Annotated in this window: 20 protein-coding genes and 1 pseudogene; 6 read left to right on the top strand and 15 right to left on the bottom strand. The window is 57.3% G+C overall.

Going from position 1 to position 21557, the window contains the following annotated elements; all coding sequences use genetic code 11:
- Window positions 1-37 precede the first annotated feature (37 nt).
- Complete coding sequence (locus OKB87_RS12910) at window positions 38-1390, bottom strand: PTS sugar transporter subunit IIC (protein ID WP_042658342.1); 1353 nt, start codon at window positions 1388-1390, stop codon at window positions 38-40.
- A 27-nt stretch (window positions 1391-1417) separates the two neighbouring features.
- Window positions 1418-1723 carry a PTS sugar transporter subunit IIB gene (locus OKB87_RS12905; protein ID WP_042658343.1) on the bottom strand — a complete coding sequence of 102 codons (306 nt, stop codon included), beginning with the start codon at window positions 1721-1723 and terminating at the stop codon, window positions 1418-1420.
- A gap of 116 nt (window positions 1724-1839) precedes the next feature.
- Between OKB87_RS12905 and OKB87_RS12900 the strand changes: the two genes are divergently transcribed.
- Complete coding sequence (locus tag OKB87_RS12900) at window positions 1840-2031, top strand: hypothetical protein (RefSeq protein ID WP_270827673.1); 192 nt, start codon at window positions 1840-1842, stop codon at window positions 2029-2031.
- Between the two features lie 616 nt (window positions 2032-2647).
- Here the strand turns inward: OKB87_RS12900 and OKB87_RS12895 are convergent.
- Entirely contained in the window at window positions 2648-4876 is a 2229-nt protein-coding gene (locus tag OKB87_RS12895; protein ID WP_270827672.1) for a glycoside hydrolase family 9 protein, read from the bottom strand.
- 790 nt (window positions 4877-5666) lie between these two features.
- On the opposite strand from OKB87_RS12895, the gene OKB87_RS12890 reads away from it, so the two are divergent.
- The 3 genes from OKB87_RS12890 to OKB87_RS12880 all read left to right on the top strand — a co-directional run bounded on the left by OKB87_RS12890 (window position 5667) and on the right by OKB87_RS12880 (window position 11793).
- Window positions 5667-8387 (top strand): glycoside hydrolase family 3 protein, encoded by a 2721-nt coding sequence (locus tag OKB87_RS12890; protein WP_270827671.1) that lies wholly within the window; start codon window positions 5667-5669, stop codon window positions 8385-8387.
- A gap of 93 nt (window positions 8388-8480) precedes the next feature.
- The gene (locus OKB87_RS12885) at window positions 8481-10454 is read left to right on the top strand and encodes a methyl-accepting chemotaxis protein (RefSeq protein ID WP_270827670.1); all 1974 of its coding nucleotides are present in this window, start codon (window positions 8481-8483) and stop codon (window positions 10452-10454) included.
- Between the two features lie 10 nt (window positions 10455-10464).
- Window positions 10465-11793, top strand: a complete 1329-nt coding sequence (locus OKB87_RS12880) for an ABC transporter substrate-binding protein (RefSeq protein ID WP_201948215.1) — start codon at window positions 10465-10467, stop codon at window positions 11791-11793.
- 330 nt (window positions 11794-12123) lie between these two features.
- On the opposite strand, the gene OKB87_RS12875 is transcribed toward OKB87_RS12880, so the two are convergent.
- From OKB87_RS12875 to OKB87_RS12860, 4 genes are all read right to left on the bottom strand, one after another.
- A complete protein-coding gene (locus tag OKB87_RS12875; RefSeq protein ID WP_042084009.1) occupies window positions 12124-13146 on the bottom strand; it encodes a LacI family DNA-binding transcriptional regulator in 1023 nt (340 codons plus the stop codon).
- Between the two features lie 141 nt (window positions 13147-13287).
- Window positions 13288-14157 (bottom strand): MalM family protein, encoded by an 870-nt coding sequence (locus OKB87_RS12870; RefSeq protein ID WP_236381746.1) that lies wholly within the window; start codon window positions 14155-14157, stop codon window positions 13288-13290.
- A gap of 74 nt (window positions 14158-14231) precedes the next feature.
- Window positions 14232-15521, bottom strand: a complete 1290-nt coding sequence (locus OKB87_RS12865; protein ID WP_236381745.1) for a carbohydrate porin — start codon at window positions 15519-15521, stop codon at window positions 14232-14234.
- A gap of 61 nt (window positions 15522-15582) precedes the next feature.
- A complete protein-coding gene (locus tag OKB87_RS12860) occupies window positions 15583-16737 on the bottom strand; it encodes a putative glycoside hydrolase (RefSeq protein ID WP_270827667.1) in 1155 nt (384 codons plus the stop codon).
- Between OKB87_RS12860 and OKB87_RS12855 the strand changes: the two genes are divergently transcribed.
- Window positions 16703-17104, top strand: coding sequence for a hypothetical protein (locus OKB87_RS12855; RefSeq protein ID WP_158651142.1), 402 nt, complete (start codon window positions 16703-16705; stop codon window positions 17102-17104). The genes OKB87_RS12860 and OKB87_RS12855 overlap by 35 nt on opposite strands.
- A 136-nt stretch (window positions 17105-17240) precedes the next feature.
- Here the strand turns inward: OKB87_RS12855 and OKB87_RS23680 are convergent, their stop codons facing one another.
- The 7 genes and pseudogenes from OKB87_RS23680 to OKB87_RS12820 all read right to left on the bottom strand — a co-directional run bounded on the left by OKB87_RS23680 (window position 17241) and on the right by OKB87_RS12820 (window position 19936).
- Entirely contained in the window at window positions 17241-17444 is a 204-nt protein-coding gene (locus tag OKB87_RS23680) for a hypothetical protein (RefSeq protein WP_236381743.1), read from the bottom strand.
- 110 nt (window positions 17445-17554) lie between these two features.
- Window positions 17555-17812, bottom strand: a complete 258-nt coding sequence (locus tag OKB87_RS12845; protein WP_201944266.1) for a hypothetical protein — start codon at window positions 17810-17812, stop codon at window positions 17555-17557.
- The gene (locus OKB87_RS12840; RefSeq protein WP_236381741.1) at window positions 17805-18215 is read right to left on the bottom strand and encodes a hypothetical protein; all 411 of its coding nucleotides are present in this window, start codon (window positions 18213-18215) and stop codon (window positions 17805-17807) included. Before OKB87_RS12840 ends, OKB87_RS12845 begins: the two co-directional genes overlap by 8 nt.
- A 9-nt stretch (window positions 18216-18224) precedes the next feature.
- Window positions 18225-18652 (bottom strand): annotated as a pseudogene (locus tag OKB87_RS12835) (DUF2787 domain-containing protein).
- A 19-nt stretch (window positions 18653-18671) separates the two neighbouring features.
- Window positions 18672-19019, bottom strand: coding sequence for a YkvA family protein (locus OKB87_RS12830; protein WP_236381738.1), 348 nt, complete (start codon window positions 19017-19019; stop codon window positions 18672-18674).
- A gap of 83 nt (window positions 19020-19102) precedes the next feature.
- A complete protein-coding gene (locus OKB87_RS12825) occupies window positions 19103-19552 on the bottom strand; it encodes a hypothetical protein (RefSeq protein ID WP_270827666.1) in 450 nt (149 codons plus the stop codon).
- Between the two features lie 48 nt (window positions 19553-19600).
- Window positions 19601-19936 (bottom strand): hypothetical protein, encoded by a 336-nt coding sequence (locus tag OKB87_RS12820; RefSeq protein ID WP_025202118.1) that lies wholly within the window; start codon window positions 19934-19936, stop codon window positions 19601-19603.
- Between the two features lie 207 nt (window positions 19937-20143).
- Between OKB87_RS12820 and OKB87_RS12815 the strand changes: the two genes are divergently transcribed.
- Window positions 20144-20494 carry a helix-turn-helix domain-containing protein gene (locus OKB87_RS12815; protein WP_101530889.1) on the top strand — a complete coding sequence of 117 codons (351 nt, stop codon included), beginning with the start codon at window positions 20144-20146 and terminating at the stop codon, window positions 20492-20494.
- A gap of 11 nt (window positions 20495-20505) precedes the next feature.
- On the opposite strand, the gene OKB87_RS12810 is transcribed toward OKB87_RS12815, so the two are convergent.
- Complete coding sequence (locus OKB87_RS12810) at window positions 20506-21495, bottom strand: recombination directionality factor (protein WP_270827665.1); 990 nt, start codon at window positions 21493-21495, stop codon at window positions 20506-20508.
- Window positions 21496-21557 lie beyond the last annotated feature (62 nt).

Raw genomic sequence — 21557 nt, 5'->3', positions numbered from 1 at the left:
CGGCGTGCAGGCGGCGTGGCGCCCGCACGCCGGGTGCTTACGCCTGACTCTGAATCGGTGTGATTGTGTCTGCTTTTTCTGATCTGGCGGCTTCTTCCGCTTCAGCCGTCTCGGCTTCCTGCTTGAGCAGGGTGCGTTCGTAAGCCCGCACGAAGGGGTAATACATCAGGGCGGAGATCCCCATGCAGATGAAGCACATGATGACCGGACTGAAGGCCCAGTTGGTCGCCCAGGAGGCGCCGATGGGGGCCGGCGTGGTCCATGCGGTCAGCATCACGACCTTCTCAACCAGACCCAGATCCACGGCAAACCAGGCCAGGATGGCGTTGATCACCGGCACCAGGATGAAGGGCAGGAAGAAGACCGGGTTCATGATGATGGGGGCACCAAACAGGATCGGTTCGTTGATGTTAAAGAACCCGGGGACCACGCCCATTCGTCCTATGGTGCGCAGGTGCACGGCACGGCTGCGCATCAGCAGGAATGCCAGTGGCAAGGTGGATCCCACGCCGCCGATGAACAGGAAGTGATCCCAGAAACCGGGCAGGAAGGTGTGAGGAATGGCCTGACCTGCGGCTAGTGCGGCCTGGTTGCTGGCCAGGTTTGCCATCCAGAAGGGGTTCATGATGCCGGTGACGATCATGGTGCCGTGGATGCCGGCAAACCATAGGATCTGGCACAACAGCACCGCCAGCAAGACGGCAGGCAGGCTGTCGGAAGCCGCCACTAGCGGTTTGAGCATGGCCATGATCGCCTCGGGCAGGATCATGCCTGTGGTTTCCTGCAGCAGCATGTTGAAGGGGTGTAAGGTCAGGATGATCGCCAGGACCGGGATCAGTACCTCGAAGGAGCGCGCCACCCCCATCGGGACCTGCTCGGGCAGACGGATGGTGATGTTGTTGCGCTTGAGCCAGGCGTAGACCTCGGTCGAATAGATGGCACAAATGAGAGCGGTAAAGATGCCCTGACCGGAGAAATACTGGGTGGAGATGGTGCCGTCTTTATATTGCGCCGCCACCAGCATGAACGACATCAGGGAGAGCAGGCCCGTGGTGATGGGGTCCAGGGAGTATTGCTTGGCCAGGCTGGATGCGACGCCCACCGAGATGAAGACCGTCATCAGTCCCATGCTCATGTTGAAGGGCAACATGAGTTCGGCACGATAGGTGTTGGAAAAATCTAGCCAAGCTCTGGCAAAGCCCCAGGTGGTTTCGCTGGAGATGGGGGGGAAGATAAAGACTAGCATAAAGCTGCCGACGATCATGAACGGCAGCGCGGCAATGAAGCCGTCACGGATGGCCAGAACATAGCGTTGCTGGCCCAGTTTTCCTGCCAATGGGCCGATCCGTTGTTCGATCAACTTGACCAGCATCCCATAGAGTGAACTCATTGTGTGTGTCCTTCCTTGTGAGCACGCTTAACCAATCAGGGACAGGGCGTAATCCAACACCTTGTCACCGCGCTGCATGCCGTAATCCATCATGTCGATGGGTTGTACCTTGACACCATGAACGGCTGCCTTGGCTTGTAATTCAGGTTGCATGTACTTGATCTGTGGCCCTAGCAAGACCACCTGGTAGAGCGGCATCTGATCATCGAACTCTGATGCGCCAAAAGCCTTGATCTCGGCAGCCAGGCCCCGTTTTTCGGCTTCTACCAGCATTTTTTTCACCAGCAGGCTGGTGGACATCCCGGCAGAGCAGCACAGCATGATTTTTTTCATGATCATTCCTCAGTTATTAAATTGAACTCACTATAGATCGACCTAATAATTTGGGAAATCGATTTCACATTTGAGCTTTTGCAATTGTGATGTCGATCACTTGTTGAGTTGTGTTTGTGAGCAATCATGGCGCTCATTCTATTGAAAATGAAGTGTTTTTTGTTTTTTTGTTGATGAGTTTAATCGAGTTTTTGCTGGGCTTTTATTTTGAAATATCGATTTCATGCTTATTGGTTTTTTATGCCTACCCAACACCTGCTGGGCAGGCTCCACAAGATGCAGAGCGTACTCTTCCCGCGGTGCATTGATGTTGAAAGCCCCAACAGATACCCGCCTCCATGATGTCCTGTGCTTTACCGCTCTCTGCTGATGGTTACTCCGCCCTGATGGCAGGTCTCGTCATGGCCTAGGGGCCTTTTCTGGACCATGTTGGGGATAGGGAGACCTTTCAGATGTGAGATGGTTGCAAGATTTCATTGCAGAAGCTCGCAGACCTAGGGCAAAGCCCTGCGCCGATGGAGGCGTTGACCTAACCTTGCCGTAAGCCCGAAGGGATGATGACAGTATCGACTCCAGGTACTGGCACGGGCTCATCTACCTGTATGTAGCACTGTATTGCATCGCAGGAGAGATTGCTCTGCGCGGCTGCCGTATTGCGTCAGGAGGCCTAAGGGCACGGTATTACGGTAGAAAATCAGCAGCGCCCAAAGGTGGATGAGAAGCACTCAGAAGGCATAACTTTGTCGTAAAGGCTGTGGATAAGGGAGGGACGCAAGAGTTTGCGGGGCCACTTATCTATTCGCCCTGTGGCGTTTGCATTGATGGGAGATGGGGAAAAAGATAGACACAGGCCCGATATCTGCATAGGGACAAGGTCGGGAGGGGAAAATGCTCCGCCATGGTGACGGAGCATCGGGAGCGCACTTAACGGGTTAATCCGCCTTCATCCAGCACGCTGACAGCCCAGAAGAAGGGAGCATTCCAGTTGATGGTAACTTCGTTCAGGGTCCAGGCTCCTATCTCGTCTTTCCAGCAGGTCTGGCCGGTGCACTTCCCTTTCATAGTGGATGCAACGGGATCGCTGAAGTTGATGGAGTTGGGGCCCCCAGACATTACTCCTGGCGGAACTAGGGGGGACGCGTGATCAGCTGGGTGTGCCCAGAACCTGTGGTGCGGATTCTTCAGCGGACGACTGCCGTAGCCCGACACATAGGACTGGTCGAGGGGGTTGCGGCCCAGCACATAGTCCATGGCATCGGACATGGCCTGCAGGTATTTGCGCTCCCCCGTGAAGTCATGCGCCAGCCCGAGGAAGATGCTGCGATTCATCAGGTTGGAGTTGGAGCCCCAGGGGTATTCGGTGGCCTGATAGGGGATAAGGTAACCCTCTGTCGCCACGCTCTTCTGGTAGCCGTCGGCGGCGGCGATGATAGCGGCGCGCGCCTTCTCCACTTCCTGTTTGCCCAGTTTGTTAGGCACCATGGCCAGCGTGATGGTCCCTGCGCTGCTGAGATCCTGCCAGTAGAGATCACCGCTTGCGCTGCGATCCCCCTTGGGGGCGGCCATATAGAGAGGGGACTGCTGGACGGCCTGCTTGTACTCGGATTTGCCGGTGGTGGTAAATAGCTCGGCGGCAGCCCAGTAGAATTCGTCCTTCAGGTTGGTGTCATCGTAGGGACCGGATCCCACAAAGTTGTCATAGGCATAGACGTCCGGATGGCGTTTTGCCGCCTTCCAGGCTCGTTCGGCTGCCTGTAGGCTGCGCTGTGCGAAGGCCGGATCCAGATCTTTCCATACGCGAGCAGACTGGGCTGCGGTGGCAGCCAGGTTCAGGGTCGCAGCCGTGCTGGGGTGGCTCAGGAAACGGGGTTGTGGATCCTTGTGGGGCGGGAGCGGCATCCCGGTCCAGGCTTCATCGGCGACCTTGTGGAAGACCATGCCTGAGGCATCGATCTCGGTCAGTTTCAGGCTGTCGAGCTGCTTGGACTGATCTCCTACCGGTACCCAGGCCTTCTTGCCTTCGGGTACCTGCATGGCGAGGAAGAACTCCATCATCCAGCGGGATTCGTCCAGCAGATCGTTGTGGCCGTTGTGCTGTTCCGGGATTTTAGCCTTGCCGTCGGCAAAGGCGCTCTTGTCACCCTCTTGCGCCAGTTGCTCTCGCTCATAGAGGTTCATCAAGGTCCATACCGAGATGCCGCCGTTGACCACGTACTTGCCCTGATCGCCAGCGTCGTACCAGCCGCCGGTCACATCCAGCGTGAAGTCACAACCTGGCCACTGGTTGCCCTTGGCATCCTGTTTGTTGAAGCAGGTCACTTTCTCGGGCTTGTGTCCTGCCGGGCGAGCGAGATCGGGGCGCTGGACATATTTGGCCTCGATGTCGATGCCGCTACGCTGCTGATAGAAGAAGGAGAGGGCATCGAATTTCATGGTGTGATAGATGTCATCGCCGATGCTGAATGGATGACTCTTCTGGCCGGCGACCTCCAGTACCAGGCCGGTGCCCGGGGTGGTGACCTGACTGAAGTCGGCAATCTGTACGTTCTCGCCGGATGCTGCATTCAGGCCAAAGGGTGTGGTCTTGCCTTCGGCGATGGCCTCACCCTGGGCATTGCGCAGGGTCCAGGGGAGCGAGTCCTTACTGTCGGTGGCGATGGTCGCACGTTTCAATGCCTTGCTCAGGTAGCCGACTTGGTTGACGCGCACGCTGGCCAGATCAGATTTCTTGACCAGGGATGGACCCGAGAGCGTTGCTTCACCGATGCAGACGGTGGTCGGTGTCTGGGTGCCCATCTGGAGTTGAAACTGGGTCTTCTCGTCCGTGGAGGAGGGCGTGAACTGGATGTCGAAAGGTTTGGGTGTGCTGCTGAGGGCGAGGTCCTGCACCATATGGTTGGTGTAGGGGGCGCCATCATGCTGGATCAGGGCCTTGACGTTGATGTCGCTCTTGGCCATGGCAGTGAAATGGAGCTTGTAGGTTTGCCCCTGAACTAGGCCGAGGTTGGACTGGCCCAGGATGACATCCCAGGGATTGGATCCCGACTCGGTGAAGGTGATACAGCCCATCTGGTTCTCGGCGTTCAGGGTGCCCCCAGCCGTCCACCAGCCATCGGTTCCCTGGAAGCCCCCGTTGGTTAGCAATTCACCCACAGGTCCGGCAGATGCCGAGGAGGCACCGGAGCCTGATGCCCCTGCGCTGGGCAGGGAACAGCCATGCAAGCCAATGACGCAAGACATGGCAAGCGTCAGGGCACTAAGCCGAGATATTTTCATTGTTACCCCTTTGATCACAGACGGAAATAATGGCGTCGATTTTCGCACTCGCGCTGAAAATGACCGAGTCATCCTGCTACCCGCATTTCACTGTCAAGACTTACATACAACCCTTGAGTGGAAATCGATTTCATGAATTAGGTAATAGTAAAGTTTGTGGCAAATCAAGTTTGCCTTTATGAACTGTGATGTGGGCTACAAATTTTCGTTTATTGATATGTAGATCTACGTGATTTGAATTCTATTGAATCCTTATCATCCTCTCTTTATTTCCCGCCAGTTTAACCAAATGGGTGCCATTCTCGGTAAAATATGCAGTGGCATGAGATGAAAAATACACTATATGTTTATAATTTTATTGCTTTTTCTATCATGTTGCTTTTCCGTGTGCTCCATCCCCTCCTGGATATTTTGCTGGCGAGAAACAGTCTGATCTTTGTGAGCTACATCACTATTTACTCTCTCGGTGGGATTTTTACCGTGGCAGGGTAAAGATACTGCTGGAATGGTGAGGAGATTTCTGTTTACCATTAAATATTCTTGCAATCGATTTCATGGCTGGGTTGTTTTTCAAGGCGGACCCCCATGATCGATGCGTCAGGCGATGAATGAGAATATCCGGAGAGTCATAAGGAAAATGCGTAAAACTACAGGTCTCACCAGGTCTATGACCTGCCTATTCGTGGGGTGCGGCATCTGGAGTGCCGGGATGGCGGATGAGCTGTCGACCATGCCCTATTTTGTCACTTGGCCGCAGATCCATAGCGCCATTGCCAAGGACGAGGGGATGGAGCGCCAGATCCAGTCCCTGCTCTCCCGGATGACCCTGGAGGAGAAGGTCGGCCAGATGATCCAGCCCGACTTTCGTGAAGTGACCCCAGAGGAGGTCACTCGCTACAAGATTGGTTCCGTCCTCAACGGGGGTGGCGGTTGGCCAGGCAACAACAAACACGCCTCAGCAGCGGACTGGGCACGCCAGGCCGACACTTACTGGCAAGCGGCGGAAGCGGGCTTTGAGGGCAGGGGCTATCGCATTCCATTCATGTGGGCGACCGATGCGGTGCACGGCCACAACAACGTCTTTGCGGCGACCCTGTTCCCGCACAACATCGGCCTTGGTGCTGCGCGGGATCCGGGGCTCATCTACCGTATCGGCCAGGTGACGGCGCGGGAAGTGGCCGCCACCGGGCTGGACTGGACCTTCGCCCCGACGGTGGCGGTGCCCAGAGATGATCGCTGGGGCCGGACCTATGAGGGCTATTCCGAAGATCCCGCCATCGTCTATCACTATGCTGGCGAGATGGTGCGTGGCCTGCAAGGTTCCGCGACGGATCTACGCGGCCAGCGCCATGTCATCTCGAACGTGAAACACTTCGTGGGGGACGGTGGTACCCTGAACGGGGTCGACCGGGGTCAGAACTTCTATTCGGAAGAGGATCTGCGCAACCTGCACGCGGTGGGCTACTTCTCGGGGCTGGATGCCGGTGCCCAGGTGGTCATGGCTTCGTTCAACAGCTGGCACAACGAGCTCAACCGCGACGTGCTGCCAGAAGACGGGGTGGAGTACAACGGCAAGCTGCACGGCAGCCGCTATCTGCTGACCGACGTGCTCAAGGGCAAGATGGGCTTTGATGGTCTTGTCGTCTCTGATTGGAACGGTCACAGCGAGATCGCCGGCTGCACCATGGGGAGCTGCCTGCCTGCGGTGTTGGCCGGGGTCGACATCTTCATGGTCACGGCGCGCAAGGACTGGATGGAGTTTCGCCAGAGCCTGCTCGATGGCGTGGCGAGTCGGCAGATCCCGATAAGCCGGATCGACGATGCCGTGACGCGTATCCTGCGGGTCAAGATGCGGGCCGGGCTGTGGGAGAAACCCATGCCGTCGGCCCGTGAGCTGGCGGGCAAACAGAGTGAACTTGGTGCAGTGACGCACAAGGCGCTGGCCCGGGAGGCGGTACGCAAGTCGCTGGTGCTGCTCAAGAACGAGGGCAGGATCCTGCCCCTGAGCCGGCAGAGCCGGGTGCTGGTGGCTGGGAGCGCCGCCAACAATCTGGGCAAGCAGGTGGGGGGCTGGAGCCTGACCTGGCAAGGCAGCGAGAACGGGCGCGGTGATTTCCCCGGTGCCCAGAGCGTACTGGATGCGGTGACCGCCACCGTCGGTGCGGATCATGTACAGGTGAGCACGGGATCTGGTGAGCTTGCGGGAGCCAAGCCCGATGTCGCCATCCTGGTCATGGGGGAGGATCCCTATGCCGAGTGGTTCGGTGACATTCCTGACAACAAGACCCTTGCCTATGGAGATCTCAAGAGCAGCTATCACGAGGATCTTTTGACCCTCAAGCGACTGAAGGCGGCCGGCATCCCCGTGGTGACCGTGCTTTTCTCCGGACGTCCGCTCTACGTCAATGAGGAGATCAATCTCTCTTCCGCCTTTGTCGCCGCCTGGTTGCCGGGCACCGAGGGGGAGGGGATCACCGATCTGCTGTTCAAGGATGCCAAGGGCAAGGTGGCCCATGACTTCCAGGGACGCCTCTCCTTCTCGTGGCCCTTCAGCAAGTGCGCCACCACCATCAATCGCACGCCCACCCATATCCCGGGCTGGCAGCGCCCAACCTTCGAGCAGGATCCAGCGGGTGAGTACGCACCGCTCTTCCCCTATGGCTACGGGCTCAGCTACGGCAAGCCTTCCCCTGTGGCGGCCCGGGTCAGCAACCTCAATACCCTGACCCTGGATAAACGAACCTTCGGTTGCAACGAGAGCGACCCCGCTAAACTGAGCGCCGCTGACAAGGTGCTCGAGCTGTTTGGGCCAAAGGCGGGTGAAGAACACCGTCTGCGCATGGGGGATGCCAGCAACTGGACGGGGACTGAAGTCTCCGGCAACAGCGTGACCGAGATGACCTTCATCAAGGTTCAGCCCATCGACTACCTGCGCCAGCAGGATGCGCGAGCGGTCACCTTCCTCGGGGCGGACAAGCCGGGTGTCGACTCCGGGGCAACGATCCAGTTGCAGACCACCCAGGTCAAGGGGGCGGATCGTCGCACCTACCTGAAGGGCGAAAGCGAGCTGCAGGTGACGCTGCGGGTGCAGCAGGCACCAGCGGGGGACATGACGCTGGGGCTGCAGTGTGGCTGGCCCTGCGGCAAGTCCATCGAGATTGCTCCGGCCTTGCGCCAGTTGCCCCCGCAGAAGTGGGTGACCCTGAGTCTGCCCCTGCGCTGCCTCGAAGAGGGCATGGACTTCGCGAAGGTCAATACCCCCTTCATCCTGGGCACCAGTGGACAGGCGCGCATCGACATGGCGACCGTACGCTGGGTACCGGCTTCTCTGCTGGGGGCCTCAGGGGAAGTGGTCAGGCTCGATTGCCAGGGCAGGTTGAGTCGATAAGCCGTCAGCCAGATGCACCAGGATGCCTGTCGGGCTCCTGGTGCCTTGATAACCGGCTCCGCCCCGATGCGGAGGGAGAGGTGGGAGAAAAGGATGTCGATCGTACAGCGGATCAGATTGGGCTTTGCGCTGCTGCTGGTCCTGTTGCTATTGCTCGGGGCCATCAGTTACCTGAAGACGACCTCCATTCACGGTCGTTTCCAGCAGGTGACCGAGGAGGCGACGCCTCAGGCCCTGACCGCCAGCCGGTTGCGCGCCGCGTTGCTGATGGCTGACAGGGACAGCCTGGCGCATCTCGCCATCCGGGAGGCGTCGGCGTTTCCCGAGTCCCGTCAGCGTGTTGCCCATGACAAGGTCCGCTATGAGCAGCACATCAAGGCATTCGCGGCCCTGACGCTCGATACCGAGAGTGAGCGGCAACTCGCCCGGGTCACCGACCAGGCCCCCCGGCTGTTTACCATCTCTGAGCAGTTGATGAGCCTGCACGAAGAGTCGGTCGAGCTGGAGCGGGTGCTCTCACGGATGCGGGGCGAGCTGCTGCACCTGGACGACAACTACCGTTCGGCGGCGGACCTGCTGGTGCGTTACACGGCGGGGCGGCGCTCTTTGCAGAACAAGGCGGAGCTCATCACCAGCGGTATTGCACGAGATCTCAAGCTGATCCTGCGTGCCGACGGCAACACTGACCTGGTGGCGCTACAGGGGGGGCTGGCCAAAGACATCGACATTGCGAACCAGCGGCTGGAGCGGATTGTTGTCCCCGATGACGTCAAGGCCAGGTTCACCCGCCATGTGGCGCGCATTCCCCAGCTGGTATTTGGCGACAAGGGGCTGATTGCCACCCTGGTGCGCCGTCAGCAAATCAGCCAGCAACTCCATGGCTTGCGTGAACAGCAGGAGGGGCAGAGCCAGCAACTGGGGGAGGTCCTGGACAGGCTTATCGCCATCAGCAACCAGAGCATGCAGGAGGACAGGCTGAGTGCCGACGTCGCGGTTGACAGCGCCCGCACCTGGATCGTGATAGTGGCCCTGTGTTCCGTGCTCATCGCCCTCATTGTTGCCTGGAGTACGGCCCGCAGCATCCAGGTGCCGCTGGTGCGGATCAATCGGGTTCTCGGTCTAATGGCACAAGGGGACATGACGCTGCGGGTTCGTTACCCCGCCAGGAACGAGCTTGGTGAGGTCGCGAACTCCATCGACCAGCTGGCCCACCACACCAAGGAGCTTCTGATGGAGGTCCAGGCCGGCTCTGAGTACCTAGTGAGCGAGACGCGCAAGACCGCGGAGATCGGCGAGCAGGTGATGTCGCAGGTGCAGGCGCAGAAGGCCCAGACCGATCAGGTGGCGGCCGCCATCTTCGAGCTGGAGACCAGTGCCACCGAAGTGGCGCGCTCGAGCGATCATGTCCGTCGGGAGGTGGGGGAGGCCAATGACGAGAGCCGGCGCGGACGTCATCTGATGCAGGCCAATCGGGATGGCATCGAGCAACTGGCGACCGACATCGCCGGGGCCACGGCGATCACCCGCAAGCTCGAAGGCTACAGCAGCAACATTGGCAACATTCTTGAGGTGATCCGTGGCATGGCTGAACAGACCAACCTGCTGGCCCTCAATGCGGCCATCGAAGCGGCCCGTGCCGGGGAGGCCGGGCGGGGTTTTGCCGTGGTGGCCGAGGAGGTGCGGGCGCTGGCTACCCGTTCACAAGGGGCGACTCAGGAGATCCAAGTGATGATCGATAACCTGCAGGGATGCGCCCGCGATGTGGCGAACGTGATGGCCCAGAGCCATGAGCAGACTGAGCTGAGTGTGCAGCAGACTCGGGATGTTGAGAGTGCCCTCACGCGGATTGCCTCGCGTATGGAGGCAATCAAGGAGATTGCGGATCACATGGCTTATGCCGCAGCGGAGCAGATTTCGGTGAGTCAGGGAGTGGCCCAGCATGTGGCGGCCATCGCAGACGTGGCTCACGAGACCGAGCAGGCGTCCCGGGTATCGGCGAGCAGTGGTGAGGTGTTGTCGGGGCTGGCCAGCCAGCAGCAGAGTCTGGTGGCCCGTTTCAAGGTGTAGGAGAGAGGCGATGTGGAAATCTGTGAGTGCCCTGCTGGTCTGGGGGCTGAGTACGGCGGCGGTATCCCAGGAGCTGGTGCTGGAAACCTGGCGCGTGGATGACGAGGCGCTCTGGAAGGAGCAGTTTCTGCCCCGTTTTCAGGCGATCCATCCCGAGATCACCCTTAAGCTGCATTCGCAGCGCTCGGCGGATTACGATCGGGAGCTTGCCGAGCGGCTGGCGGCGGGGAAGGCGGGGGATCTCATCACTTGCCGCCCTTATGATCAGTCCCTGCGGCTGTTCCAGCAGGGGCATCTGCTGGATCTGACGGACCTGCCCGGGATGGAGAACTTCCCGAGCTTTGCCAAGGCCGCCTGGCAGACCGACTCCGGGGCCCAGACCTTCTGCCTGCCCATTGCCTCCGTGATCCAGGGTTTCTACTTCAATGTCGATATCTTCAACGCCCTTGGGCTGACACTGCCGCGAACCCGTGCCGACTTCTTCGCCGTGCTGGAGAAGGTGAAGCAGGATGGCCGCTATCTGCCGCTGGCACTGGCGGCTCACGACAGCTGGGTGGTCTCCGAGCTTGGTTATCAGAATATCGGTCCCAATTACTGGCATGGGGAAGATGGCCGCCTGGCGCTGATCAACGGTCAGGCGCGAGTGACCGATGCCCCTTATGTGGCGGCGTTTCGTGAGCTGGCGAGCTGGCGGCCCTACATAGGGGACCATCCTGCCGATGCCACCGAAGCACAGGCGGTGGATGCCTTTGCTGCGGGCAAGGCCGCCATGATAGTGGCGGGCTCCTGGTCGCTGGCCCAGTTCACCGGCAAGGTCAATTTTGGTGCCTTCCCGCCCCCCGTCGCGCGGGAGGGGGACACCTGCTATTTCACCGATCACACCGACATGGGGATCGGCATCAATGCCGCCAGCCCGAACAAGGAGGCCGCCCTGAAACTGGTGGAGTGGATGGCAAGCGCCGACTTTGCAGAGCGTTTCTCCAATTCGGTACCCGGTTTTTTCTCCCTCTCCAACCACTTCTTCGAGCTCAAGGAACCGGTGGCGAGCACCATGATGGGCTGGCGGGATACCTGCGATTCCACCTTGCGTCTGGGGGCGCAGTTCCTCATCCGGGGTGAGCCATTGCTTACCACAGAGCTTGCGGAGGTATCGCAATCCGTGGTGCTCGGCACCATGACGCCGGAAGCCGCCGCCGCGCGCATCCAGCAGGGGTTGGCAAGCTGGTATCTCCCCCAGAAGACGGCAAAAAGAGCCCGTCTCTGTGAGGCGGACGAGCATCTTCCCACGCTGGCAACCAGCACAGCTATCGGGACGGAGTCTCCCTTCGCTGCGCCTTGACGGTGGACACGCCCACAGGGCAATCCCCCGCAGCGATCAGCAGACTCTTCAAGGCGCCTTCAGGCGCCTTTTTCCATCAGGGCCGGTTTGTAGGCAGATGTCATCGGGTTGTCATTGCCAGGCTCTGGCTGGTTTTATGGAGCCAGCCGGATTGAGGGGCCGGTAGAAGAGGTACGCCGGGTTGTGTGTGGAGTCTGTGCTACGTCAGAGAGACAAGGTGGAAGATGCGACAAGGACAAGTCGCTCGCTGGACAGGCGGCTGACAAAAGAAAAACGGCCCGAAGGCCGCTTTGAGCGGATGCTGCGCAGGGAAAAATCCCCAGTCGACATTCATCCTTTGTACGGCAGTGTAGTATCACGCACCACAATGCTCAATTCGGGCAGTTCGTCCGAGTTTGGCTCCGTGCCCTCGATCAAACCCAACAGAGTCTTGACCATTTTGACCCCCATCTCGTAGATGGGCTGGCGTACCGTGGTCAATGGTGGGTTGGAATAGGTAGAGAATGGCAGGTCATCAAAACCAATGAGTGAAACATCCTCTGGTACCCTTAAGCCGCACTGCTTGAGCCCCAAAATAGCCCCGTAGCAGGTCTGATCGTTGGCGCAGAATATGGCTGAGAATTTCCGGCCACTCTGCACCAGTTTCTTCACTGCATTCAGGCCACCAGCCTCGGCGAAATCCCCTTGGATGACCAAGGATGGATCATATTCGATTCCCGCGCTGACTAAGGCCTGACGATAACCATGATGACGTTCGATGGCATCGTTTTGATCCGGTAAGCCGACAATGTGGGCGATGTCATGATGACCCAGATCCAATAAATAGCGAGTTGCCATGTAGCCACCCAGCCGATTATTGATGCTGAAGGAATGTACCCGCTCGGTCATGATATTGTGGCCAGTGGCAACAATGGGTATTTGCTGTGAAAACTCGAGCAGCGTTTGTTGATTTACGTGGCCGGTCAAAATAATAAGACCATCGACCCGACGAGCTACCAGCAGGCGCAACCGTTCGACTTCTTCTTCCGCATTCCAGTGACCGCTGACAATCAGCGGCACATACTCCATGCCCTGAAGGGTATGTTCAACACCACGCAACATTTCGTTGGAAAATGGACTCTCTACATGTTGAGTCAATACCCCAAGGGTCATGGATTGACCCGTTTTCAGATATTGTGCCATAAGGTTGGGACGAAAATTCAATTCCTGAATTGCATCTTCAACCGCTTGGCGTTTATCTGCAGCCACTTTGGCCGAGCCGTTTAATATCCGGGATACAGTGCTTGCCGAGACACCGGCTCGTCTGGCGATATCATAGACAGTGGCTTTTTTCTCCTGAGCTGACTTCGACATCCGCCCTCCGTACTCGACTGTGAAAACCCTTGGCTATAACCAATATTACAAGAATATATTCTCAATAAATCAGCGGGTTAGGATAACCCTTTCCCTTGGTGGTGACAAGCAATGATGCTTCGCCTCAGATTGAGGTGCCCACTACTGCTGGGCGGCAAAAAAAACCTCTCTTGCTTTGGTAAAACCGGCCTGTTCGGCGGCCTTGACCCAGGCGAGAGCCTGCTCGTAGTTTTTGCTCACAACCGCAGTGCGAATATGTTGATAATAATCCAGTTCACCTAGCATTTTATCTGCTGTGATCATCACGGGCGATATGGTTTTTGCGTTCGGTGTCGCATTTACAGCAGCCTCTGCGTCCAGTGCCAAATATAATCGTCCGGTGGCCGAATGGGGCACTTCCACATTAATGAGACGGGCGACATCCGTGGCGCGATCATATTGCATTGCGCGCTGGAGATCATCGGGATTGAGCCTGGTGCTGCCTTGCATATCCAGCGTAGTAGAATAGATCACCATATAGGCAGCTCGGACGCTGCCGATGGGGGCCGGAATGGTAAATTCTCCCTGGATGTTCTGTCCTGAAATTAATGAACGGCCGTTATAACTGAAAGTGGTGCTGGGAATGGTTTGAACGGGGTGGTGATTCTCGTCCAGTAACAGGATGCTGGGCAGAAAAATGGTATAGTCGATCGGGATGGTTACTTTGATGCGGGCAGCTTGGGGGAAAGAGGGCAATGAGAATGCCATCACATAGCTTTTGCCCGAATCGAATGCGTAAACTGGGCTGTCAGTGCCCACATTTACCCAACGGCTTTCTTGCCCGAAGGGCTGGAAGCGAAGATCCTTGAATGCCTCGATCGCCATTTTGCCCGACAATTGTTCTCGGTCATGTTGAAGCTGCAGCTGCAAGTCGGAGGCTGCCGATCTTGGCGGATGCTCCGGGCCTTTACTGACGCACCCGGCCATCAACAGACTGACCAGGAAAGGCAGACACTGTTTCGTTCCCTTCATCGTGTTTCCTCGTATGCAATGCGGGTCCCCCAAGGGACCCGAGATTATAGTGCAAATAAGTATCGCGACCTAACCTACCACCACATGTCCGCCTGCACACCGACTAGGAAATCTTCCCGGTCTTCCTGCCAGGGGGTCTCGTTGTTGTGATCGACATAGGTCGTCAGAATGCGGATCTCCGGTGAGGGCCCCATGCCGGTATTGACGGTGAAGGTCGGCACTATGCTGACCTTGTGAGAGGTGCCACCCCGTTCGACGTTATCGATGATCAGGTTGTTTTTCACATATCCGACTTCCGTCTGGATGGAGAAGAACTCATTGATCGGGAATACCGGGCGCAGAGATGCGGCATACCAGGAGTCATGGCCACCCAGCTCGTAGTCGTTGTACTGGTAGGAGAGGGTCGGCAGCAGATGAATATTGGCGCCATACCAGCCACCCCAGAGGAAGACGCGATAGGATTGATCGCCTTCCATCACCTTGGACTGGTAGGGTTTATAGCCATCCGCCTTGTCCTGCAGTGTCTTCTGATACAGGGAGCCCTTGCGATACATGGCGGTATTGGTCAGGTTGGCCCCCAGCAAGTCGCCTGAACCCAGTCCACGTCCTGCCTGGGCGATGAACTTGGAGAAGCCGCCCGGCATGAAGAAGAAGTCGTCGCGGGAATAAATGACGGTTCCTTCTGCCCCCTTGGTCGCATATTGCTTGTTGTCGCCGGTGAATTCGTTGCTGGGCATCTGCTTGAGTGCGATCTCCATGTCCCAGGCGCCGTAGAGGGCGCTGGTGTGGAGGGTGTGCATGGTGGCTTCAGTGCCATTGGCGCGGTCGGAGTGGCTGGTGTCGTTGCTGTTGATATAGGCAAAGTCCCACTTGCCACCCGCCATCTCCATGGCTTTGATGCCGACGCCGGTCCCCGAGTAGTCCGTGTAGAAATAGTCGGTTGTCCAGATGTAGTTCTCGCGGTCGTAATAGCGCAGACCACCCCACATGGTCCCGGTCGGGGTGATGCCACCCAGCTCCACATAGGTTTCTGACACACCGCTTTCGCGAGGTGCTGCACGGGTTTGCAGGCCATCGGCATCGGACTCCACCTTGAAGTGAATGTTGACCGACTTGTTGTTGCCCAGATCCCACAACTTGTTCAGACCCGCTTCCCAGCTGTTGTCCAGCTCGGAGCCCAGGCGCCCCATGGTCTTGTCCATCTCATATTCGTACCCCGCCTTGGCGAAGTTGTCCTTGGCGTCAAACATTGAACCAGCACGAATATAACCGTGGAAGCCAAAACTCTCGGCGGCATTCGATACGGCGGGCACTGCTAGCCCGTAACATGCCCCGACAAACAAGGCGAGTGACTTCAATTTCATCTTATTGCTCCAATCCGTAGAAAATTATTTTCAATCGATTTCTCGAAGATTCAATGCCTTATCACTTGATCTGCTGGCAGGGCTGATTGCTGTCAAAGTCTGCCGGGATGGCTGTTTTCAGGGCTACGTTGGTGAAGGCGAAGCGCAGACCGGCCATGGAGTCCCAGGCCCCGCTCAGGTAGAGCGCCTTTTGTACTGAGCCTGTGTTGGCCGCCGGAATGAGAGATGCAACCGGCAGGATGCAGCGGTACCAGGTGTCGTCATCGGGCACGATGTTGCTGTCCATGGTAAAGAAGGTGCCAAAGTCTGGGCCTGCGGTACCGTCCATGCGGATCTGGATGTTGGGGGAGTCACCGTAACTGGAGACTTTCAGGTCGAGCAGCATGACGCCGTCCTGATAGGCGGAGAGATCCCCATTGGCGCTGTCGGTCCCGAGGAAGGCGGCGCCATTGCCTGGCAGGTCCATGGTGATGACCTGGTTTTCATCGGTCAGGGTGCCGCCGAAGCTGGCTGCCGGGTAATCAGCGCTGCGGTCTTGGGCCTGGCTCTTGTCACCGGAGTAGTAGAGTGCGGCATCGGTGGCCACCAGCGCGGGGGCATTGTTGACGCCGGAGCCTGTGTCTGGATTGGTGTCAGGATCGGTTCCAGGGTCGGTAGCGCCGCCAGGCGCTTCACAGGTGACCGGGTCGACAACGGGCTTGGCTGAGGTGGTGAGCAGGTACTTGATGTTGGTGATTTCGTAGTTGAAGGCTTCCTTGGTGGCCAGGTGGAACGGTGTGCCCACAGTGGCGAGGTTGACGGCCTTGGCACCGGGGAAGGGCTTCATGCAGTTGATGGGCAGAGTGAGCGTTTCCCAGTTGCCGGAACCGGTCAGGGCGCTTGCAATGGGCAGGCTGCTGCGGTTGGGATACTCGTTGTCGATGGAGGCATTGAGCACTTCCGGCACCTTGCTCTTGGTTCGCAGCTGGAACTCGATGAAACCGGAAGCGTATTTGCTCAGGTTCAGAGGGGTGGCGGATTTGAGCATAAAGGTGCCATCTCCGTCACCGGCTACCTGCACATCGGCTGTGTCATCGGTACCAGCATTGTTGATGAGCACAGCATTGATGCTGGTCATGGCGACAGGAGTAGACGTGACTGGCTGCAGGTTCCAGTTATCCTTCTCCGACTGAATATTGGGGGTGACTTTTGCGTTCGCTCCAACACCAAACAGCAACAATACGCCATCTTCACCGCCTGGAGGTGTTTCACCAGGAAGCGTTTCACCCGGATGGGTTTCACTGCCGTTGCTAGAAGAAATGTTCTCTTCACCGCCACATCCACCGAGCAAGGCTGCGGCGATCAATGTTGCTAAAAGTCCTTTTTTTGTTGCATTCATACTGACCACTCCAATCAATGGGAAAATGTCCATCACGATGAATTGTCGAGACTCAAACTGCCACCATGCAATCGATGCCAAGGCAAATCACACTGCGCCCATTTTCTTGAAATCGATTTCCAAAGCAATGCTTATCCACCGTAATTATCAAAGTTTGTGTGGTATATCACAAAACAACTTCTATTCATTTTTGGCTGGACGTTGATGATTACTTGCCTCCTTTGCCTTTAATCTTTTTGCTTTTGATTTTCTTGTGTTTTTTTTTGTATTTTTTTTGGGGGAGGGGGTCAGTGTTGTTTCGGTGTTAATATGGAACGTAATTCTAAGTTTTCATGGTGTTTTTACGGTTTTGGTTTTTTGATTTCGATTTCATGCGTGGTATTCAATAAGGCGGGGCTTGGCATCGGTCCTAAACGTAAATTTTCCTTTGCTCGTTTCTGATAGGCAATTTGGTTGGCGATGCTCAACAGATCCTCTTCGTTAATCAGCTCGGTGACGAGATAGGTGCCGGGGATCTCCCCGGCGATCAGTTTGTGATGCAACATGATTAGGCTCCATACGCCATTGCCCCACCGCATTGGACGCGCAGGGTAGGCGAAGTAGTTGGGTAATAGGTTACTGCATGGGGTGTGACCGCAGGCTTGGTTGGCGGTGTTCATGCCGCCAAGGTGTGCGGTGTGTAGTCGTGCAACGGAATGTGGTAACTGGTGGCTAGTAGGGTGCCGAACTGGGTTAGCCAGCGGTGATCCGGGTGGTCGCATAGCCATTGCGCCAGTGCGTCGCCCCGTTCGTTTTCATAGCGCAGGTAGAGGCCATAACCGTTCACGGGCTGGCCTTGGTCATGCACCACTTCAATTTGACCATCGCGCTCAAGATAAGCCTCCAGTTCGATGGCGATCATGGCGTTAATCATCTTTGTTCTCCTTGTCGGGGATGGGGTCACTCTCCACGCGATAGCCGCGATGTATGCAGGTGCGCTGCAGATCGTTCAGAAAGTTGGCCAGCACGCGGGGCTGCTCGCTGAGCGGCACGGGGCCAGCTTGGCAATGCCAGAAACAACGGCGCTTGGGGTCAATGCAGAGCTCATCGACCGGCTGGCTCATGGTGCGCCAGTCCTCGGCATTGGTGAGAGAGAGCAGTTGCCACTGCACGCCAGACCAGCGCACTTGTAAGGTGACTGTGCGGGCTGGTGGGCTATCCGGTGTTAGGTGCAGCAGCCAACGCTGACCACTGCGAGTGGGGGTTAGCTTGGAGCTTGTGGCGACTCGTCCCAGCCACTGACGTGTATAGTGGGAGATCGCTAATTCTTGGCTCATCGTTACCTCCTAATCTCCTGCGACCGTGACGCTGAAGCATTCCAACCGGCAGTAGGCAATGAAGTTACTTTGCCAGATGTCGAACAACTCCCGCGCCTCAGCCAGCCGCAGCGGTCCCCAGCCCAACATGGTGTATTCCCCCCATCGAGGAAGTTGAAATCGAGCTCCTTGCAGAGCTCAGCATCTTGGCCCTGCCCCTGGTAGCTGAAGTCGGTGACGTAATCGAACAGCCAGCCATCTAGCCCACGGATCAGGCGGATCTCGACCGGGTGTACGCCGCCTTGCTCGGCGCTGTAGCCGGGATTGCGAAAGTTGAAGGTCAGTTGGGTTAAGCGATCGATATTGAGCTCGGTTTTAGCGACTTCCTGGTTGAGTAGAATCAGCAATGCTTGGGCAACGGGCAAGGCAAAGCCGTCCCGGAAAAAGGGAATGGCCATGGTGTACTCCTTGTGGGGGTTAATCTTGGTCGAACAGCTCGCGCATTTTTTTGGCCACACGGGCACGGATCTGTTCATCAATAAAGGCGGCAATGCTGGCGAGAGCTGCACTCAGTACCGCGATGTCATCGGTGAGTCCCATCGGCAGCACATCCGGGATCGCATCAATGGGCGATATAAAGTAGGCCAGCGCACTGTAAACCAGGAGCTTGGCCCAAAGCGGCAGATCATCCTTTTGGCTGGTGTAGTAGAGCAACAGGGAGGTCTCGATAAAGGGCCGACCGGCACGTTTGGCAAAGGCCCAGAGTTTGTGCCAAAAGCCTTGGTGATCGAACGGCTCGCATTCAGGGGGAATGCAGGGGGGCATAGTGCGTCTCCTTCAAGAGTGGGTGAATGGCAGAAATAAAAAGAGGAGGCAAATGCCTCCTCTTGGATGGGAATGGGTGTGACCTATTGGTCCCACATCAAGCAGTCAAACTCGGGGGTATTGGTGGCGGGCAGAACTGATGCCACCTCTTGGGTCGGCAGTGCGAGCTGCTTGCCGTCAGCCGTCAAAATTCTGATCGACTTGGCCTTGCGTAGCTTGCCCCACATGTCGAAGAAATTGTTCTCACTGACACGGGACTCGGTCTCATAGGGCGCATCGTATTGGCTGCCATCGACGACGATGGAGAAAGCCTGCCCAGCATAAGAGCCGTACTCCTTGCCCTGCACGGTGGCCGTCATGCTGACCTTGCGGGTGTCATTACAGGCGATATAGAGGTTGTTTTGCTCGTTGACCACCGCCGTGTATTCGCTGGTGCCCTGACCCCAGCCGCTGCTCCAGCGTCCGGCCTCGCCATACGCCATGGCGTTGCCGCACAGCAGCAGTGCTGTTGAGGTAATGAAGAGTTTTTTCATCCCTGTGACTCCTAAAGGCTCAAGGATTTAGATGAGCCATTAACGTGGTTATTTTTTGTAAAGCACGCTGAGTGAGTTATCCACCAAGTGCTTAACGATTTCATAGTCTGGATTGTAAGTGGCGAGATTATGTGCCGCGATGGTGACGGCAGATGCGATCCCGGCTAGACCGGTAATACCGCCAAAGACGCTGGCCCCTGCTGCGGCGATCCGGCCCTTGGTATACACCCGGCATTTCAGCCCGGCAGGTTCGATGCTGTTTTCAAGTTTTGTCACAGCGGCGCTCATACGCCCAGATAGCCCCACGACTTCGAAAGATTTTCGAGCACGGATCAGTGAGGTCAGCTTGTCAGTACCCAGATCTTCATAAGTCAGTCTTTCCATGTTTTGTGTCCTTGGTCGTGTAGTAAAAGCGTCTTATGGAGCCCAGCTGTTGCGAGTTGGTCACGATGGTTTATTGGTTGAGGGCCTCGCATCTGTGTCAAATCAGCATCAATTGCCGTTTGTGGACTCATTAAGTCTTTAGTCTACCTTTTGAGTCCTTATCGTCAATGGGTCCATGGTCAACCATAGAGGTTGACTGGAGGACCCATGACAGATATCAACCTTGAGCTGTTAGCCAAGAGCGTTGGCAAGGCGATCAGCCACAAGCGTACTCAAGCCGGATTCACGCAAGAGCATGTGGCTGAACACCTCAATATCGGGATGGAAGCCGTCTCTCGAATGGAGCGGGGAATTGTGGTGCCGACCGTGGTGCGGCTGGCGGAGCTCGCTCAACTGTTTGGTTGTGAGCTAGCCGACTTTCTGCGTGAGACCAGTAACCGCCCGACCGAGCAGGGCATTGTGCTGAGCCAGCAACTGGCTCGGCTCGATGATGCTGACCGAACCCTGTTGCTGGAAACGGTAGAACGGTTGGTGGAGCGGTTGGCGCGTCCCCGCTGATCACCCGCCATTCACTGGGGAGGGGATGGGTTCCCTTTCCCCAATTTGTTGGTGAGTGGACTCCTTCTTGGTTGCGGCCTCTGCGGCGTTCTGGTTGCTTGGCTTTGCGGTGCGGCATGCGAAGTAGTCGCCTCCACACCAGCGTTACCATTCGCCGTCTCGTCGCTGTTGGTTTCGGGATAGAACTCCTCCAGCAGCATCGGTACCTCTTCATCAATATCCTCAAACTGGCCGTTACGCAGCAGCTCACGAGCGGCTTGCTCCATCTGGTCGATTGCAAGGCCTGCCTCCTGGTCACGCTGGGCCGCCTCCTGTGCGAGCCTGACTGCCTCGGTTAGGTTGGTTTCCTCCCGCAAGGTTAAATCCACGTAGTAGACCGGGGTGCGGTAGGACTGGGTGGTGCTCTTGGCCCGCAGCCGTAGAGTGAGCGGCAGATAGCGGGTATGGCCCCCGCTCACAGCCTCCAGGTACTTCAGTCGAGCCGCCAGAGTGCGCACCGAGTTGTAGCCGGTGGTGCGGAAGATAAAGCTACCCAGCTCATCCCCTTGCCCCTCCACAAACAGGTTCAGTCGACCGTACAGCTTGCAGCCCTGTTGCCCTGCAAAGGCGCAGCGCTCTGGTCCAGGGCAGCTGACTTCCTCCATGCCTTGCGCCCCCACTCGTCTCGCCACCTCCCCATTCCCGACACACAACGGCCTGCCGGTTTGACGGTCAAAGGCGCTATATTCCGCCCGCAGATTCAAGTCGCTATCGTTGAACAGCACCCGTACCGGAATGGCGCGGATCTTGGTCTGCTCCTGCCCTTGGCTACTTTTTTGCGATGAGTAGTGTTGATGCAGGGGATGGAGCAACCATCCCCCTTTTTGTTGTATCTGGGTGGTGAGGGTGAAACTGTCGTCCTTCTCCGGTACCCACTTATCTTGTTTTTGCACCAGCTTGCCGATGCAGACCCGCCCGATCACGGGCGGGGTTATCGCCAGTCCTTTTGGATTTGACCCCATAGGTCCAGACACTTTTCCCGCTTAGGGTTGTGATACCCGACTGCGCAGAAATTCCCGTGGTG

Origin of the sequence: Aeromonas sp. Y318-1 (assembly GCF_027706125.1) — a bacterium.
GTDB lineage: Bacteria > Pseudomonadota > Gammaproteobacteria > Enterobacterales > Aeromonadaceae > Aeromonas > Aeromonas hydrophila.
The sequence above is the reverse complement of the archived record's forward strand: the minus strand, read 5'-3'. Positions and strand labels throughout refer to the sequence as shown.